Origin of the sequence: Rhodococcus sp. 05-2254-2 (assembly GCF_002259095.1) — a bacterium.
Lineage (GTDB): Bacteria > Actinomycetota > Actinomycetes > Mycobacteriales > Mycobacteriaceae > Rhodococcoides.
The window spans coordinates 27,856-44,345 of record NZ_NOZJ01000021.1 but is presented as its reverse complement, the minus strand read 5'-3'; the positions used below and the strand labels follow the sequence as shown (position 1 = coordinate 44,345).

17 protein-coding genes and 2 riboswitches are annotated in these 16,490 nt (G+C 66.2%); of the genes, 12 read left to right on the top strand and 5 right to left on the bottom strand.

The genetic code is table 11. The annotated features are described in order from the left end of the window. Positions 1–7: 7 nt before the first annotated feature. The 3 genes from CH283_RS22945 to CH283_RS22935 are packed head-to-tail and all read left to right on the top strand — an operon-like array spanning position 8 to position 3,085. Entirely contained in the window at positions 8–838 is an 831-nt protein-coding gene (locus CH283_RS22945) for a glutaminyl-peptide cyclotransferase (protein WP_373557640.1), read from the top strand. Between the two features lie 4 nt (positions 839–842). Beyond that, positions 843–2,576, top strand: a complete 1,734-nt coding sequence (locus tag CH283_RS22940) for an MFS transporter (RefSeq protein WP_179275571.1) — start codon at positions 843–845, stop codon at positions 2,574–2,576. Continuing rightward, positions 2,573–3,085, top strand: coding sequence for a DUF2771 domain-containing protein (locus CH283_RS22935; protein WP_094639375.1), 513 nt, complete (start codon positions 2,573–2,575; stop codon positions 3,083–3,085). Before CH283_RS22940 ends, CH283_RS22935 begins: the two co-directional genes overlap by 4 nt. 13 nt (positions 3,086–3,098) lie before the next feature. On the opposite strand, the gene CH283_RS22930 is transcribed toward CH283_RS22935, so the two are convergent. After that, entirely contained in the window at positions 3,099–3,515 is a 417-nt protein-coding gene (locus tag CH283_RS22930; protein ID WP_008719325.1) for a cold-shock protein, read from the bottom strand. 197 nt (positions 3,516–3,712) lie between these two features. Between CH283_RS22930 and CH283_RS22925 the strand changes: the two genes are divergently transcribed. From CH283_RS22925 to CH283_RS22915, 3 genes are all read left to right on the top strand, one after another. Further along, positions 3,713–3,931, top strand: a complete 219-nt coding sequence (locus tag CH283_RS22925) for a hypothetical protein (RefSeq protein WP_082898830.1) — start codon at positions 3,713–3,715, stop codon at positions 3,929–3,931. A 2-nt stretch (positions 3,932–3,933) separates the two neighbouring features. Continuing rightward, positions 3,934–4,308 (top strand): YccF domain-containing protein, encoded by a 375-nt coding sequence (locus CH283_RS22920; RefSeq protein ID WP_037187421.1) that lies wholly within the window; start codon positions 3,934–3,936, stop codon positions 4,306–4,308. 276 nt (positions 4,309–4,584) lie between these two features. Continuing rightward, a riboswitch (cyclic di-AMP (ydaO/yuaA leader) is annotated at positions 4,585–4,786 on the top strand. Positions 4,787–4,794: 8 nt separating this feature from the next. After that, a complete protein-coding gene (locus tag CH283_RS22915; protein WP_068047889.1) occupies positions 4,795–5,406 on the top strand; it encodes a resuscitation-promoting factor Rpf1 domain-containing protein in 612 nt (203 codons plus the stop codon). Between the two features lie 80 nt (positions 5,407–5,486). Here the strand turns inward: CH283_RS22915 and CH283_RS22910 are convergent, their stop codons facing one another. Further along, complete coding sequence (locus CH283_RS22910) at positions 5,487–5,675, bottom strand: hypothetical protein (protein WP_008719333.1); 189 nt, start codon at positions 5,673–5,675, stop codon at positions 5,487–5,489. Positions 5,676–5,736: 61 nt separating this feature from the next. On the opposite strand from CH283_RS22910, the gene CH283_RS22905 reads away from it, so the two are divergent. The 3 genes from CH283_RS22905 to CH283_RS22895 all read left to right on the top strand — a co-directional run bounded on the left by CH283_RS22905 (position 5,737) and on the right by CH283_RS22895 (position 10,480). Next, positions 5,737–8,028, top strand: coding sequence for a helicase-associated domain-containing protein (locus CH283_RS22905; RefSeq protein WP_094639374.1), 2,292 nt, complete (start codon positions 5,737–5,739; stop codon positions 8,026–8,028). A gap of 88 nt (positions 8,029–8,116) precedes the next feature. Then, a complete protein-coding gene (locus tag CH283_RS22900; RefSeq protein ID WP_094639782.1) occupies positions 8,117–9,772 on the top strand; it encodes a DNA repair helicase XPB in 1,656 nt (551 codons plus the stop codon). Between the two features lie 39 nt (positions 9,773–9,811). After that, positions 9,812–10,480, top strand: a complete 669-nt coding sequence (locus tag CH283_RS22895; RefSeq protein ID WP_094639373.1) for a DUF3239 domain-containing protein — start codon at positions 9,812–9,814, stop codon at positions 10,478–10,480. Between the two features lie 16 nt (positions 10,481–10,496). Here CH283_RS22895 and CH283_RS22890 read toward each other — a convergent pair whose 3' ends face one another. Further along, a complete protein-coding gene (locus CH283_RS22890) occupies positions 10,497–11,483 on the bottom strand; it encodes an LLM class F420-dependent oxidoreductase (protein ID WP_094639372.1) in 987 nt (328 codons plus the stop codon). Positions 11,484–11,545: 62 nt separating this feature from the next. Here CH283_RS22890 and CH283_RS22885 point away from each other — a divergent pair, with 62 nt between their 5' ends. Then, positions 11,546–12,718, top strand: coding sequence for a pyridoxal phosphate-dependent aminotransferase (locus CH283_RS22885; protein WP_094639781.1), 1,173 nt, complete (start codon positions 11,546–11,548; stop codon positions 12,716–12,718). After that, a complete protein-coding gene (locus CH283_RS22880) occupies positions 12,715–13,740 on the top strand; it encodes an AraC family transcriptional regulator (protein ID WP_094639371.1) in 1,026 nt (341 codons plus the stop codon). Before CH283_RS22885 ends, CH283_RS22880 begins: the two co-directional genes overlap by 4 nt. Here CH283_RS22880 and CH283_RS22875 read toward each other — a convergent pair. Beyond that, positions 13,733–14,158 (bottom strand): VOC family protein, encoded by a 426-nt coding sequence (locus tag CH283_RS22875; RefSeq protein WP_094639370.1) that lies wholly within the window; start codon positions 14,156–14,158, stop codon positions 13,733–13,735. The genes CH283_RS22880 and CH283_RS22875 overlap by 8 nt on opposite strands. A gap of 59 nt (positions 14,159–14,217) precedes the next feature. Here CH283_RS22875 and CH283_RS22870 point away from each other — a divergent pair, with 59 nt between their 5' ends. After that, positions 14,218–14,838, top strand: coding sequence for an alpha-ketoglutarate-dependent dioxygenase AlkB (locus tag CH283_RS22870; protein ID WP_068047907.1), 621 nt, complete (start codon positions 14,218–14,220; stop codon positions 14,836–14,838). Here the strand turns inward: CH283_RS22870 and CH283_RS22865 are convergent. Next, entirely contained in the window at positions 14,835–15,917 is a 1,083-nt protein-coding gene (locus CH283_RS22865) for a 3-deoxy-7-phosphoheptulonate synthase (RefSeq protein ID WP_068047946.1), read from the bottom strand. The two genes, CH283_RS22870 and CH283_RS22865, sit on opposite strands and share 4 nt — an antisense overlap. A gap of 239 nt (positions 15,918–16,156) precedes the next feature. Continuing rightward, positions 16,157–16,370: riboswitch (cobalamin riboswitch) on the top strand. Positions 16,371–16,490 lie beyond the last annotated feature (120 nt).

Here is a 16,490-nt window from a genome sequence, read left to right as displayed (position 1 = left end):
GGGTGCAATGACCGTCCGTGCTCGCACCTACGCTGCCCTCGTGGCCTCGCTGCTGGCCGTGTCCGCCTGTTCGTCGACGACGCAGCCGACCCCGGTGACGTCCGACTCGGTTCCGGCACTGACCACCGAGATCCTGCGCGAATACGACCGTGGCAACGACGCCTTCACTCAGGGCTTCGAGATCGACGGCGACGTGCTCTACGAGGGCACCGGATTGGAAGGCTCCTCGTTCGTCAGGCGGACGTCGCTCGAGACCATGACCGAACTCGATCGCGTGGATCTGCCGTCCGACCTGTTCGGCGAAGGCATCACCGTCGACGGCGACACGCTGTGGCAGATCACCTGGCAGGACGGTGTCGCGATCGCCCGAGACCGGGACACTCTGACAGAACGACGCCGAGTGAACTACGAGGGCGAAGGCTGGGGGCTGTGCACGCAGACGCCGGACAACCGCCTCGTCATGAGCGACGGCTCGTCTACCCTCACCTTCCGCGACCCCACGTCGTTCGAGGCCGAGGGCACCGTGAACGTCACACTCGACGGCAATCCGGTGGAGCGCCTCAACGAACTCGAATGCGCCGACGACGGATCGGTGTACGCCAATGTGTGGCAGACGTTCGACATCATGCGCATCGACCCCGAGACCGGCGCGGTGACGGCCGTCATCGACGGCACCCCACTGTGGGATTCGATGTCGGCCTCCCAACGAGGGGGTGCCGACGTGTTCAACGGCATCGCGCAGATCCCCGGCACCGACCGGTTTCTCGTGACCGGCAAATACTGGCCCACGATCTTCGAGGTGCGATTCACCGATACCGCACCGGTAGGACAGAATTGACACCGTGACCGATCCCCGTCTCCCCCACACCCCACCGGGTGCGGACGACCCCGAAAAGGTTCACCCCGCAGGCTCCGCTCCTGACCCGCTCGAGCACCCCGCAGGCGCCGCTCCTGACCCACTCGAGCACCCCGGTCTGGCCAACTACCCGGCCGCAACTCCTGTGACCGCCCATGTTCCGAGTCGCCGCGAGCCGTTGCCGCCGTTGCACCCGCCGCGTACCGAGCAGATCACCGCGGCACGCGGCAAGGCCGGCGCACGCAAGCCGCCGCCGATGCCCAAGAAGCTGACCGTCACCCGCGTCGCCGCCATGCGTGGACGCGAGCTGACCGGCAAGGGAATCGCATCGTTCCAGCGAGCCGCGAAGGCCGACGGTGCCGACAAATCCGGTCTGACGGCACTCACCTACGCGACCATGGCGAACTTCGCATCGGATGCCGCCTTGGCGATCGCCCTGGCCAACACACTCTTCTTCTCTGCCGCCACCGGTGAGGACAAGACCAAGGTCGCGCTGTATCTCGTCATCACCATCGCGCCGTTCGCGTTGATCGCCCCGCTCATCGGTCCGCTGCTGGACCGATTGCAGCAGGGCCGACGCATCGCACTCGCCATGTCCTTCGGGTTGCGCACCGTGTTGGCGGTGGTGCTGGTGTTCAACTTCGACAGCTGGGTGTTGTATCCGGCCGCGCTCGGCATGCTCGTCCTGAGCAAGTCGTTCGCGGTGCTCAAGAGCGCGGTGACGCCGCGGGTACTGCCGCCGGAGATCGACCTGGTCCGCGTCAACTCACGTCTGACGGTGTTCGGTCTGCTCGGCGGCACCATCGCGGCCGGGGCGGTCGCCGGCGGCATCGCGTTCGTCGCGGGTTCGCCGGGTGCCCTGTGGTTCGTCGCCGCGATCACCGTGCTCGGTGCCTACCTGAGCATGCGCATTCCGTCCTGGGTGGAGATCACCGAGGGTGAAGTGCCCGCAACCTTGAGTTACCACGCCGATCAGCACGGTGATCGCGATTACGCCGGAAGCGGGGCTCCCACCGAGAACATCCGCCGCACGCCCCCGTCGCCCCCGGCGTCGGGCACCACCAAGAACCGCAGACAACCCTTGGGCCGGGCGGTCATCGTCGGGCTCTGGGGCAACGGCACCATCCGGATTCTCACCGGCTTCCTGACGCTCTACATCGCGTTCGTCGCCAAATCCCGTACCGAACACGAGCCGCTTCAGCAGGCCGCGATGCTTGGACTCGTCGGAGCCGCCGCCGGTCTCGGCAACTTCTCCGGCAACGCGCTCGGAGCCAGGATCAAGCTCGGCCGGCCGTCCCTGGTGGTTCTTCGCTGCACCCTCGCAGTCACGGTCGTGGCCGTCGTCGCCGCGGTCACCGACAGCCTGCTCACCGCAGCGGTGGCAGCGCTCGTCGCGTCGAGCGCCAGTGCACTCGCCAAGGTCTCCCTCGACGCGTCCCTGCAGGCCGATCTGCCGCCGGAATCGATCGCGTCGGGATTCGGCCGATCGGAAACCGTCATGCAGCTGTGCTGGGTCCTGGGCGGCACGCTCGGCGTGCTGCTCCCCACCGAGTACTGGCTCGGTTTCACCGTGGTCTCGGTGTTGCTTACGATCGGGCTCGTGCAGACATTCCTCACCTACCGCGGCAGATCACTTCTGCCCGGCTTCGGCGGCAACCGCCCCGACCACGTCGAACAAGAAGTGTCCGACGGTTCCTTCGGCGAAAACGTGACCAAGTGAATCTCGCTCCCCGCACCAAGAAGATCGCGGCCCTGGTCGCCGCAGGTCTACTCGTCGTCGCCGTTGCCTTCGTCGCGGTACTCGCGCTGCTGATCGGGAACGCGCCGGACAAGGAACCGACCGTCTCCGCCTACGCCAACGGCCGAGCCGTCGACGTGGAGCCGTACCTGTACTGCGCCGTCAGCGACCCACTGTGCACCAACGTCGGAGAAACCACCGAAATCCAGGTCGGCAAGGCTCCGACGGTGCAGCTCTCGCTTCCCGAGGCCGTCTACTCGGCTCCGTGGGTGCTCGCCCTGGTCTACGGCGACGACAGCGGAAACGTCGTGGAGGACAGCGCGTTCAACGAACCGGGAACCAGGCTCAGCGTCACGGTGCCCACCACGGACGACAGCGGCCGAACCCTACTCGGGATCGAAGTGCGTCTGCCCACCGGCATCATCGACACCGACACCAATCAGGAGGGCTTCGTCAGCCACGCCATATGGTCGATCGGCACGCTGCCGTAGGTCGTTCCCGAGATCAGCTGTCGAGCTCGCGGGCGACGGCCCGGACCACCTCGGAGATGCGTTGCGCGATCTTGCGGTCCGGGTACTTGCCCTTGCGGAGCTCGGGCTGCACCGTCGCTTCGAGCAGAGTGATCATGTCCTCGACCATCCCGTGCAGCTCGTCGGGAGTGTGCTTGCGCTCGACGGGTTCGCGGCGGGTGCTGCCGGTGTTCTGACGCACCGACGGTGCCGGCTCGAGCACCTTAAGGCTCAACGCCTGCGGTCCGCGACGGCCTGCGGCCATCCCGAACTCGACTCGCTGACCGGCTTTGAGGCCCTCGACGCCCTCGGGCAGCGCCGAGGAACGCACGTAGACGTCCTCGCCTTCCTCCTGCGAGAGGAATCCGAATCCCTTGTCGACGTCGTACCACTTCACCTTGCCGGTCGGCACTGAGCTCACCCGTTCATCTGTTGCTGTGACAGTTGCGTTGTCCGTGGGACCGATGTTCGGCCCGCACAAGTTTCGCGCCCCACGAGGACGTAGGACGCGAATACACCAGTCTAGCGCGGTGAGCCCGGATAGGGCATTCGAGTTGTTCACCGCACGGCGCTCTTCACAGCGTCGCGATTCGCACTACCGTGGTCGATGTGGACACAACGACCCGTAAGAGCAGCACCGCTCTGCTGCGCATCGCGCTGGCCCTGTTCGCGATCGGCCTCGTCGCCATCGTCGCGATCCTGATGTTTCCGATCTTCTCCGACGCGAAGCCCCCACTCGGGCTCTATCTGACGGCCATGTTCTCCGCGCCGACCGGCTTCGTGCTGGCGCTGGGCTACGCGCTGGCATCCGGACGAAGGGCGCGCTGACCATGCGGTTGATACTGAACGTCATCTGGCTGGTCTTCGGCGGCCTGTGGCTGGCACTGGGCTACTTCCTCGCCGGACTGCTGCTGTGCATCCTGATCGTGACCATTCCGTTCGGCATCGCGTCGTTCCGCATCGGCGTCTACGCGCTGTGGCCGTTCGGATCGACGATCGTCGACAAGCCGGGGTCCGGATCCGGTGCGCTCGTCGGAAACGTGCTGTGGCTGATTCTGGCCGGTTGGTGGCTGGCCCTGACTCACGTGGTCACCGCCGTCGCGATGGCGATCACCATCATCGGCATCCCGTTGGCGATCGCGAACCTGAAGATGATCCCCGTGTCCCTGATGCCCCTCGGCAAGGACATCGTTGCCGTTCGGTGACCTCCGGAACCGGTTGCCGTCGATGTGACTTCCATCACATCACGCTCCGGTAACGGACAGGCAACGGACAGGGGTTCAATGCCCGGCACGTCCACTAGCTGGGCCGACTCGAGCGACCCGAAAGAGGTACAAAATGTGCTCTCGGCGACGCTCCGAAATCGACAGTTACCAAATAGTGACGTAAGGCGGGAATTTCAGTACGGTCAGCAGCGGCCGGAAAGTTCGGCCGAATTCCGGCCCGCAGCGCCAAACCTCGTCCCGCGGGAACCGGAACACCCTCGACGATCACCCAGGGGACGAGGACGGGGGACCCACGTCCCTCCACGGACAACCGGGAAGTTGTAGCGACTCACGAAGTCGCGCCGACTTCCCTTGGGGTGAAGCCCAATTGCCCACTCGCAGGAGTGTGTGAGACGGCCGGGCTACCTCTCAGCCCGAACCCGACAGCTGACCTCGCAGGCGCGTGTGGAGAGGATTTCAACTCGTATGAGCGGACGTCATCGCAAGCCGAGCACCACTGGCAAGACCGTCGCAAAGGTCGCAGTCACCGGAGCCATCATGGGCACCGCAAGCATCGCCTTCACCGGCACCGCGAACGCGGCACCGGATTCCGACTGGGACCGCCTCGCACAGTGTGAAGCCGGCGGCAACTGGGGCATCAACACCGGCAACGGCTACCAGGGTGGGTTGCAGTTCTCCCCCAGCACCTGGAACGCGCACGGCGGCCAGCAGTACGCGGCCACGGCCAACCAGGCCAGCCGTGAAGAGCAGATCGCAGTCGCAGAGAAGGTCCTCGACTCGCAGGGCTGGGGCGCATGGCCGTCCTGCTCCTCGAGCCTCGGCCTGAACAGCGCGCCCACCGAGCGCAGTGTTCCGGTCACCCCCAAGGCACCGGAAGCTCCCGCGTTGCCCGATCTGACGTCCATCCCGGCAGTCGACAACTCGGCCGAGGTCGTCGAGGGCATCGTCACCGCCGTCCAGAACCTCACCAACGATCCGCAGATCGCCTCGTTCGTGCAGAACGCGGCTCAGGGCATCCAGCTCGATCCTCAGATCGTCAACTTCTACCAGGCAAACAAGGCATTCCTGCCCCAGTAAGCGCCCGGAGACGGTTCAGCTCGTACGAAAGAAGCCCCCGACGGATTGTCGGGGGCTTCTTTCGTGCTCGAGGGCCGCGGCTAGCGATTGACCACGGTCACCGGATGGGCGTACGGAAGGTCTTCGACGGGCAGCGGGAACTCGGTGTCCTCGCCGAAGGGTGACAAGCCACCCGAGCGAGCGGACGAGAGTTCGGTCACCGCGTGGTCACCGCGAGCGGTTTCCGGCCAGCCTGGATCGACATAGGGCTTCTTCGACTTGTTCACCATGCGCCTATTTTGACACCTGCCCTGCGGCAAGCACCAGCCCAGGTCTCTAATCTGATAGACGATGACCGACACGACTGCGCACCGACACACCGATACGCCCCCGGATCTGCCTCGATGGATCGCAGCTCGCAGCGACGCCGAGCTGATCAGGGCCATGTCGCTGCGTCCGGATCTGACCGCGCCGCCGCCCGCATCCCTTGCCGTACTGGCCGGACGGGCCGAGCAGCGCCGATCGATCCTGCACACCGCGGACACCCTCGACACCCTCGCTCTGACGGTCCTCGAGATCCTCGCCATCGAAGAGGCGTACGAGCGGCCCGTCACCCGCGCCGCGCTGCTGGCCGTGGTCGCCAAACGCGCACCGGCCAAGAGCGTGGACAAGGCACTGTCCCACCTGCGCGAACGCCTGCTGGTGTGGGGCGATGCAGCAGGCTTCCGCATCAGCGCCGCAGCGGCGGACGCGGTGCCGTGGCGCATCGGTCGCGCACTCGACCCGGTGGACAACCTCACCGAGGCCCACATCACCGCGGCCCTGGCCGAACTCGGTGACGGCGAACGCGGCCTTCTCGATACCCTCGCCAGATCGTCCCCCACCGGCCGCACCCGCGACGCCGCACCGGGCACGCCGCCGGACCGACCCGTCCAGAAGCTGCTCGCCGCAGGTCTGCTGATCTGGTTGGACGAACAAACCGTCGAGCTGCCCGTCCAAGTGGGCCAGATCCTGCGCGGCGAACCGATGTCGGACCCGCGCTCGCTCGCCGAACCCAAACTCGACACCAGCTCGTATTCGCTCGCCGACGTCGACGCCGCTGCCGCAGGAGAGGCACTGGAGCTGGGTCGGCACTGCGTCGCGGTGATCGAGGCACTGTCCGCTTCGCCTGCACCCGCCCTCAAGGCGGGCGGACTGGGAGTGCGCGAGCTCCGCAAGATCACCAAGGCCACCGGCCTCGACGACGATCGAGTGAGCGTTCTCGTCGAGTTGCTGGCCGCCGCCCACCTCATCTCGAGCGGAACACCGGACCCGGTTCCTGCGTCCGACAACGGCGACGACTACTGGGCCCCGACACCGGCGGTCGAGGCCTGGCTCACCGCCGCCCCGGCAGCGCGCTGGCACACCCTGGCCTCGGCCTGGCTCGAAGTTCCGCGGGCACCCTGGGTCATCGGAATGCGTGACCCCAACGACAAACCCATCGCCGCCCTGTCCGAGGAAGTCCGCTCTCCGGCCGCACCGCGGGATCGACGCATGATCCTGGAATTGCTCGCAGAACTCGGCAGTGGACACGCAGCGCAGCCCGCCGACCTCGCGCGCACCCTGGCCTGGCGTCGACCCCGGTGGTCCGGGCGCTTCGGCGTCACACCCGTCGGACATGTTCTCGCCGAAGCGACCGCTCTCGGCATCGTCGCTCGCGGGGCGATCTCGACCCCGGGCCGCTCCCTGCTGCACGACGGCAATGCCGAGGCAGACATGCGTGCTGCCCTGCCCGAGCCCATCGACTACGTCCTGGTGCAAGCCGACCTCACGTTGGTGGCGCCCGGCCCGCTCGAGCCGGACCTGCAGGATCGAATCGAACTGGTCGCCGACGTGGAATCCGCGGGCGCAGCCACGATGTACCGGATCAGCGACACCAGCCTGCGCCGCGCTCTCGATGTGGGACTGACCGCCTCCGAGCTGCACGCGTTGTTCGCCACCCACTCGAGAACGCCGGTGCCGCAGGCTCTGACCTACCTGATCGACGACGTGGCTCGTCGGCACGGCCGCCTGCGCGCAGGCGTCGCCGCGTCGTTCGTCAGGTGCGAGGACCCGGCACTGCTGGCCGAGGTGATGGCATCCCCGGCAGCCGAATCGTTGGCCCTGCGAGCGCTGGCTCCGACCGTCGCGATCTCACAGGCCCCGCTCGCCGAAGTACTGACGGTCCTGAGCGGAGCAGGATTCGCGCCTGCGGGCGAGGACTCGTCCGGCACCATCGTCGATCTGCGTGCCCGCGGGTCGAGGGTGTCGGCGCGGCGGCCACGCCAGGCGTTCCGCACTCCGGCCGTCCCCACCGAGGAACAGCTGGGTTCGTTGGTGCGCGGGATGCGCGCTGCCGACAGAGCGGCAGGCAACGGCGGTGCCGTGGTGCGCGCCGACGGGTCTCGGGCCAGCAGCACCGCGACGATGACGCTCCTGCAGACCGCGACGAAGGTCAAACGGAGCGTGAGCATCGGCTACGTCGACGCCCAGGGCGTGGCGACCCATCGCATCGTCGATCCGATCAGCATCGGCGGTGGCCAACTCGACGCGTTCGACCCCGCCACCGGTGGGGTTCGGCGCTTCACCCTGCACCGGATCACCTCGGTCGCATTGGTCGAGTAGACCGGGCTCACGTGCACGCACGCCCCTACCTGTGGACAATGGAGAAGTTGCGCTCTTTCGGGCGCAGCAGATGTCTCTAGGAGGAACCGTGACCGACGGCCCGCTGATCGTCCAGTCCGACAAAACGCTGTTGCTCGAGGTCGATCACGAACTCGCGGGTGCAGCGCGGGCGGCCATCGCACCGTTCGCGGAGCTCGAACGTGCCCCCGAGCACGTGCACACCTATCGCATCACCCCGCTGGCACTGTGGAACGCCCGTGCCGCCGGCCACGACGCCGAACAGGTGGTCGACGCGCTGGTGAATTTCTCGCGTTACGCAGTGCCGCAGCCGCTGCTGGTCGACATCGTCGACACGATGGCACGCTACGGCCGGTTGCAGTTGGTCAAGAGCCCGGTGCACGGCCTGGTGCTGATCAGCCTGGACCGCGCGGTGCTCACAGAGGTGATGCGCCACAAGAAGATTGCGCCCATGCTCGGCGCGATGGTCGACGAGGACACGGTGATCGTGCATCCGAGCGAACGCGGCCACGTGAAGCAGATGTTGCTCAAGATCGGCTGGCCCGCCGAGGACCTCGCCGGCTACGTCGACGGCGAAGCTCACCCCATCGAGCTCGACACCGAGGGCGGCAACTGGACGCTGCGCGACTACCAGGAGATGGCAGCAGATTCCTTCTGGGCCGGCGGCTCGGGAGTCGTCGTACTGCCCTGCGGCGCAGGCAAGACGATGGTCGGCGCGGCCGCTATGGCCAGAGCCAAGGCCACGACGCTGATTCTGGTCACCAACACCGTCGCCGGTCGGCAGTGGAAGCGCGAACTCATTGCACGCACCTCGCTCACCGAGGAGGAGATCGGCGAGTATTCGGGCGAGCGCAAGGAGATTCGCCCTGTGACAATCGCCACGTACCAGGTGATCACGCGTCGTACCAAGGGTGAGTACAAGCACCTCGAACTCTTCGATTCCCGCGACTGGGGATTGGTGATCTACGACGAGGTGCATCTGCTCCCCGCGCCGGTGTTCCGCATGACAGCCGATCTGCAGTCGCGTCGACGCCTCGGCCTCACCGCGACGCTCGTCCGCGAGGACGGCCGCGAGGGCGACGTCTTCTCGCTGATCGGGCCCAAGCGCTACGACGCACCGTGGAAGGACATCGAGGCACAGGGCTGGATCGCGCCGGCCGAGTGCATCGAGGTTCGCGTCACCCTCACCGATGCCGAGCGCATGTCGTACGCCGTGGCCGAGCCCGAGGAGCGCTACAAGCTGTGCTCGACGGCGCACACGAAGATCGCCGTCGTGAAATCGATCCTCGCCAAACACCAAGATGCTCCGACGCTGGTCATCGGCGCCTACCTCGACCAGTTGAACGAGCTCGGTGAAGCGCTGAACGCTCCGGTCATTCAGGGCTCGACCAAGAACAAGGAACGTGAAGTGCTGTTCGACGCGTTCCGCAAGGGCGAGATCCAGACGCTCGTGGTGAGCAAGGTGGCGAACTTCTCGATCGACCTTCCGGAAGCCTCTGTGGCAGTCCAGGTTTCGGGAACGTTCGGCTCCAGGCAGGAAGAGGCTCAGCGCCTGGGCCGACTGCTCCGGCCGAAGCACGACGGTGGTCAGGCGCACTTCTACTCGGTGGTCTCCCGCGACACCCTCGACGCCGAGTACGCAGCCCACCGTCAGCGCTTCCTCGCCGAACAGGGCTACGCGTACCGCATCACCGACGCGGACGATCTGCTCGGTCCGGCGATCTGAGACTTCGGGTCGGCTCGGTGCCGTGCTAGGAATACCTGTGTGCGCAAGTTCGAGTTCCCTGTAGACGTAGCCCACGCGAAGTCGGTCAACGAGACGTTCACCGAGCTTCGCCGGTTGCGGGCATCCGCAGCGCTCACCGCCGTGTTCCTCATCGCACTGGGAGCGTGGTTCATCTGGATCGCCGCCCCGTGGTCGTACATCCTCGGCGCGGTGTTCCTGATCGCGGCGGCCACCTCGCTCTGGGTGATGCTGTGGGCACCCCGAAAGATGGGTTCCATCGAATCACAATATGGCGCAGGCGATCTGGTGCCGGCGGTGGTGGCCGAGAAGTTACCGGGTGGAGCGACGCTACTGGCCCTGGTCGACATCGCGAAGCCCGGGGTGGACGAGCCGCATTATGTGCTGATCACCCGCGTCGTACGGGCCCTGCCCGGACACGCCGTCGAGTGGGGCGCACAGGTTCCCGCGGTGTCGGTTCTCGCGGACCGTGGCCGAAACACCGGCGGGCGAGCGTGGCAGTTGGCCTCGGTGATGCCCATCGCCTGGGGAACCACCGATCCGGCGGTCATCGCACGCGCCACCCGGGAGATCACCGAGGGCGAGTGGGCGTTGTTGCACGCCAACATCGGCCTGTCGGAGAAGGTCCGCACGGCCAAGAACCAGCAGTTGCTCATCGACCCGGCGGATCTTCCCGACGACCTGCGCTAGAGCCTGCAGCGACCCACTAGGCCAGTGCGGCGATCACGTCCCGCTCGAAGAGTTCGATACCGGAGCGTTCGTAGGCCGCTTCGGGGAAATAGAAGATGCCGTACGTCATCCCTTGTTCCTGCAGTGCCGTCAGGTTCTCCACGATCTGCTCAGGAGTTCCCACTGCGGGCATGCCGCGGTACGCGGCGAGTGCGCTGTGGGCCTTCTCCGCACCCACGTACTCGGTCAGACGAGCCTCGAGGGCGCGCAGCTTGTCTTCCACCTCGGCCTCGGTCGCCGCGACGACGACGTTGTAGTTCGCCGAGCGGACGATGGCATCGAAGTATGTACCCACTGCTGCGCAATGCTCGCGCAGCAGAGCGGATTTGGCGGCGAAACCGGCGGGGGTTCCGTCGAAGTTGGTGTAGTTCGCGTACTTCGCGGCGATCTTCAGAGTCACCTTCTCCCCGCCGCCCGCGATCCACAGCGGGATGCCTCCCTCCTGCAACGGCAGGGGCCGCACCACGGCACCGTCGATCTCGTAGTACTTTCCGTCCAGGAACACTTCTCCGGCCGTCCATGCCTGCTTGAAGATCTGCACGCCCTCGTCGAGCCTGCCCAATCGCTCTCCGGCAGAGGGGAACCCGTAGCCGTAGGCGCGGAACTCGTGCTCGTGCCAGCCGCCTCCGATGCCCATCTCGACGCGTCCTCCGGAGATGATGTCGACTGTGGCAGCAACTTTGGCGAGGTATGCCGGGTTACGGTACGACATCGCGGTGCACATCTGGCCGAGCCGGATTCGCGACGTGGTCGCGGCCAGAGCGGACATCAGCGACCAGGCCTCGTGCGTCGCCTCGTCGGTTGCGGTGGGAACGGTGTGGAAGTGGTCGTAGACCCACAGGGATTCCCACGGACCGGCCTCGGCAGCGAGCGCGTGATCGCGCATCGCACTCCAGTGCTGGGCAGGGTCGATGCCGACGAGATCGAGACGCCACCCCTGTGGCACGAACAATCCGAATCGCATGACAGGCACAGTACAGACGCAGGGCGAAAGACCGGTTGCCGTCTGTGAACTACGCTGCAGGAATGTCCGAGTTGTTCCCCTCGCGCACAGTGGCACGGTTGCGCCCGTTCGCGTCGACGATCTTCGCCGAGATGACCGCACTCGCCGTCGAGAAGAAGGCCGTCAACCTCGGGCAGGGCTTCCCCGACACCGACGGCCCACCAGCCATGCTCGAGACCGCGCGTGAGGCCATCGCGAGCGGCCTCAACCAGTACTCCCCCGGCCCCGGCATGCCGGTGCTGCGGGCGGCCATAGCCGACGACAGGGCGGCCCGATTCGGTCTGCGCTACGACCCCGATTCGCAGATACTCGTCACCGTCGGTGCCACCGAGGCGATCTCGGCGACACTTCTCGGCCTGATCGAGTCAGGTGACGACGTCCTGCTGATCGAACCGTTCTACGACTCCTACGCGGCCGCCATCGCACTCGCCGGTGCCACTCGAACCGCCGTGCCACTGGTGTCCGACGGCAACGGATGGACCGTCGACACCGACGCCCTCGAACGCGCCATCGGGCCCCGCACGCGCATGCTGATCGTCAATTCCCCGCACAACCCCACCGGCACGGTCTTCGACCGGGACACCATGATCCGCATCGCCGACATCGCGGTCACCCACGATCTGCTGGTCCTCACCGACGAGGTCTACGAGCACCTCACCTTCGACGGCACGGTGCACACGCCGATCGCGACACTGCCCGGGATGTTCGAGCGCACCGTCACGGTGTCGAGTGCCGCCAAAACCTTCAACGCCACCGGATGGAAGACGGGCTGGGCGCTGGGGCCTGCCGAATTGATCGACGCCGTCCGCGCGGCCAAACAGTTCATGACCTTCGTCGGCGGCACTCCCTTCCAACCGGCCGTCGCCTACGCGCTCGAGCACGAGCAGGCGTGGATAGCGCAGATGCGCGACGGCCTGCAACGCAAGCGAGACACACTCTCGGCCGCTCTGGCAGCGACAGGTGCCGATGTGAAGTACAGCGCAGGAACGTATTTCGTCTGTGCCGACATCGCACCGATCGGACGCGGTGACGCCTACGAGTTCTGCCGCTCCCTGCCGGATCTGGTGGGCGTCGCGGCGGTTCCGGTCACGGCGTTCGTCGACGAGCCGACTCCATGGAAGTCGTTGGTGCGCTTCGCTTTCTGCAAGCAGGACAAGGTTCTCGCCGACGCGGCCGAGAGGCTACGGAAGTTGTGACTGCGCAACCGACGATCCCGGCCTACTTCGTCAGGCAGGCCGTCGACCTCGCGACGAGGAGCGGGGTCGACCTGACCTACCCGCTGTCGATGGCCGGCATCGGATCCACCATCCTCGACAATCCGGCCGAGCGTCTGACCACCCGGCAGGTCACTGCATTCACCCAGGCGGTCTGGACGATGACCGGCGACGAACTGTTCGGTCTCGCTGCAGTACCGGTGCGGCGCGGCAGCTTTCGCGTGGTGTGCCAGACCCTCATACACACCGAGAACCTGCAGGCCGCACTGATTCGAATGTCCGAGACCATGCGGGTACTGATACCGGTACGCCCCATGACGATCGATCGAACCGAAGAATCCACGGTCCTGACGGTGCACGTCACACCCACCACCCACCTGAGCCCGGAAGGCAACGAACTCGCCGAGCGACTGCTGACCGACTTCCTGTTGATTCTGCTGCACCGATTCGCGGCGTGGCTCATCGGCAACCGGGTCAAGCTTCTGTCGGTGCAACTGCCCTACGCGCTGCCGGGCCCCGAGGCGGGAAAGATGTACGACGCCATCTTCGGAACCCACGTGGAGTTCGGAACCGAGCTCGCCACACTGGAATTCGACAGCGCGGTGATGCGGGCACCGATCGTGCAGACCGAGGCGACTCTGGCGGAGTATCTCGCGGAGTCGCCCAATCTGCTGTTCTCGTCCCGAGATTACGACAGCACTGCGTCGAGCCAGGTTCGCCGCGCCCTGGAAACCGGATTCAAAGGTGGCGCACCGGGAACCGACGAAATCGCGGCGATGTTGAACATCAGCCCGCCACACCTGCGCCGAATTCTTCGACAGGAGGGCACCTCCATCAACCAACTGCGCGAAGAAGTGCTGCGCGATGCAGCGATTTCCGGTTTGAGCCGCGGAGACAGCGTCGACGACATCTCGACCAGGTTGGGGTTCTCCGAGCCCAGCGCCTTCCGCCGAGCCTTCAAGCGATGGACCGGCCAGACCCCCGGCTCGTACCGTCTCAGCTGACGCAGAACTCGTTGCCCTCGGGATCGGTCATCGTGATCCAGACACTGGGTCCCTGACGTCCTCGATGCAGTACCGACGCGCCCCGTGCTTCCAGTTGCGTGACCACCGATTCACGCTCGTCGCCGACGCGAATGTCGAGGTGCAACCGATTCTTCACCGATTTCGGCTCGGCCACCGATTGGAACAGCACCCGCGGGCTGTCGGGCGACTCGGGATCGGTGATTCCCGCGCCCGCCTGCCACACGAGAACGCCCTCGAACGTGGTCGTGTCCTCCTCGCGCGCATGCCCCGCGGCGATCATCTCGCGAATGAAGTCCTCGTTGCTGGGTTCGGACTGCCAACCCAGCGTCTGCGCCCACCACTTCGCCAGTGCATGCGGGTTCGCACTGTCGACAACGACCTGAAATCGATATCCCATGACGGCACGGTACCGCCGCGCACTGGAAATGGGAACACACGTTCGATACAGTGACGGTCATGTCGCTCGCCATGCAGGGCTCGTTGTTCGGTGACGCCGACGGTGGCGTCGGGTCGCTCGAGTCCGTCACCCGTCGCGAACTGACACTCGGGGCGTGGGTGGACGTTCGACCGGGCTGGTTGTCCGATACCCACCTGTTCGATTCACTGGTGGACTCCGTCGATTGGCGGGCCGAGCGCAGGCAGATGTACGACCGCGTGGTCGATGTCCCGCGCCTGGTTCGGTTCTACGCCGAGCGCGAGCGGTGGCCCGACGCCGCACTCTACGACGCACGCGATGCCCTCGACGAGCACTACCGCGCCGAACTCGGAGAATCGTTCACCACCGCCGGACTGTGCTACTACCGCGACGGATCCGACAGCGTCGCCTGGCACGGGGACAACATCGGTCGTAGCGCTACCGAGGACACCATGGTTGCGATCGTATCCCTCGGTGCCTCACGGCAACTCATGCTCCGACCGCGCGGCGGTGGAACGTCGTTGAAGTTCACGCTCGGTCACGGCGACCTGGTGGTGATGGGTGGCTCGTGTCAACGAACCTGGGAACATGCCGTCCCCAAGTCCACCCGCGCGACCGGCCCACGCATCAGCGTGCAGTTCCGACCGCGCGGGGTCCGCTAGCGCGAGGCCCGGCGCTTCTCCACCGCGGCCGCAAGTGTGTCCAATTGCGTTGCCGTGGTGGCCCAGTCGAGGCACGCGTCGGTGATCGACTGCCCGTACAGCAGATCGTCACGGTGGCCCAGCTCGAGATCCTGACGCCCCGCGACCAGGAAGCTCTCGAGCATCAGACCGACGATGCCGTGTTCGCCTGCCGCGACCCGTGCTGCCACGTCGGTGACCACGTCGACCTGCTTGTTGTGGTCCTTGCGGCTGTTGCCGTGGCTGGCGTCGATGACGACTCGCTCCGGTAGACCCGACTTACGCAGGCGTGCAACGGTATCGGCGACCGATTCGGCATCGTAGTTCGGCCCGTCGACGCCGCCGCGCAGAATGACGTGACAGTCCGGGTTTCCTACGGTGCGGATCAGAGCCGCCTGGCCGTCGAGGTCGGTGCCGGGGAAGACGTGGCTCGCGGCGGCAGCACGGGTGCCGTCGACCGCGACCTGGATGTCGCCCTCGGTGGAGTTCTTGATCCCCACCGGCATCGACAACGCACTGCACAGCTGGCGATGCACCTGACTGGCCGCAGTCCGCGCACCGATGGCGCCGTAGCTGACCAGGTCTGCGATGTACTGCGGGGTGATCGGGTCGAGGAACTCGCACCCGACCGGCAGACCGAGCGCGGAAATATCGAGCAGCAGTTGACGTCCCACGCGCAGGCCGGCATTGATGTCGAAGCTGCCGTCGAGGTGCGGATCGTTGATCAATCCCTTCCACCCGAGCGTCGTCCTCGGCTTCTCGAAGTAGACCCGCATGACGATGTGCAGTCGATCGCCCAGTTCGGACGCCTTGGCCGCGAGGCGTCGGGCGTAGTCGAGGGCAGCATCGGTGTCGTGCACCGAGCACGGGCCGACGACGACGATCAGTCGATCGTCACGGCCGTCCAGCACGTCGACCACGCCGGCGCGGCCGCTTCTGACGGTGGCAGAGATGGCGTCGTCCACTGCATGGTCGCGGCGCAGCACCGACGGAGCAACCAGCGGACTGATGCTGATGGTCCGCTGATCATCGAGAGGTGGGGTGTCGAGAGAGAGTGTCATGACGGGTCGTTCCTGTTCCCAGGCCGGCTCCTCATGCTCCACACGCACTTCGAGCCGGTCTGTATCCGGCTCGTGGGGTGGAGGGTCAGCGCATGGCGTCGCTGGCTGACCCACCCGGGGCCGGCCTGCTAAACCAGAAATACGTGCGCTGCATGAAAAGCACCGTAGCAGATTCGCCGTCGATGCATCTATGCTCGTCCCTGCAGTCGGTTCGCCAGGTGTCCATGAGGAGCCCCGAAGTTCACCACGGCGTCGAAGCGATGCGCGGCAGTTCCGGCGCATCGTGAGAGGGAACCCGGTGAGAATCCGGGACTGTCCCGCAGCGGTATGCAGGAACGACCGCCGTCACCACAAGCACTGAAGAAGCCTCTTCGGGAAGCGACGGCCAGTAGGAGTGGGCTTCTCGTCCACGCGCCCGCGAGTCCGAATACCTGCCGTCTGTGCTGCGCACGCCGTGCGCAGCGGTTCACCGCCTCGTGGAATGGGCGCGTAACCCTGGTTCGGCTGCTCGTGGGGCTCTCCGGGATGTGCGCGTCCGAGAAGGCGGTGCACCGTCGATGCAGCAGTCACCTG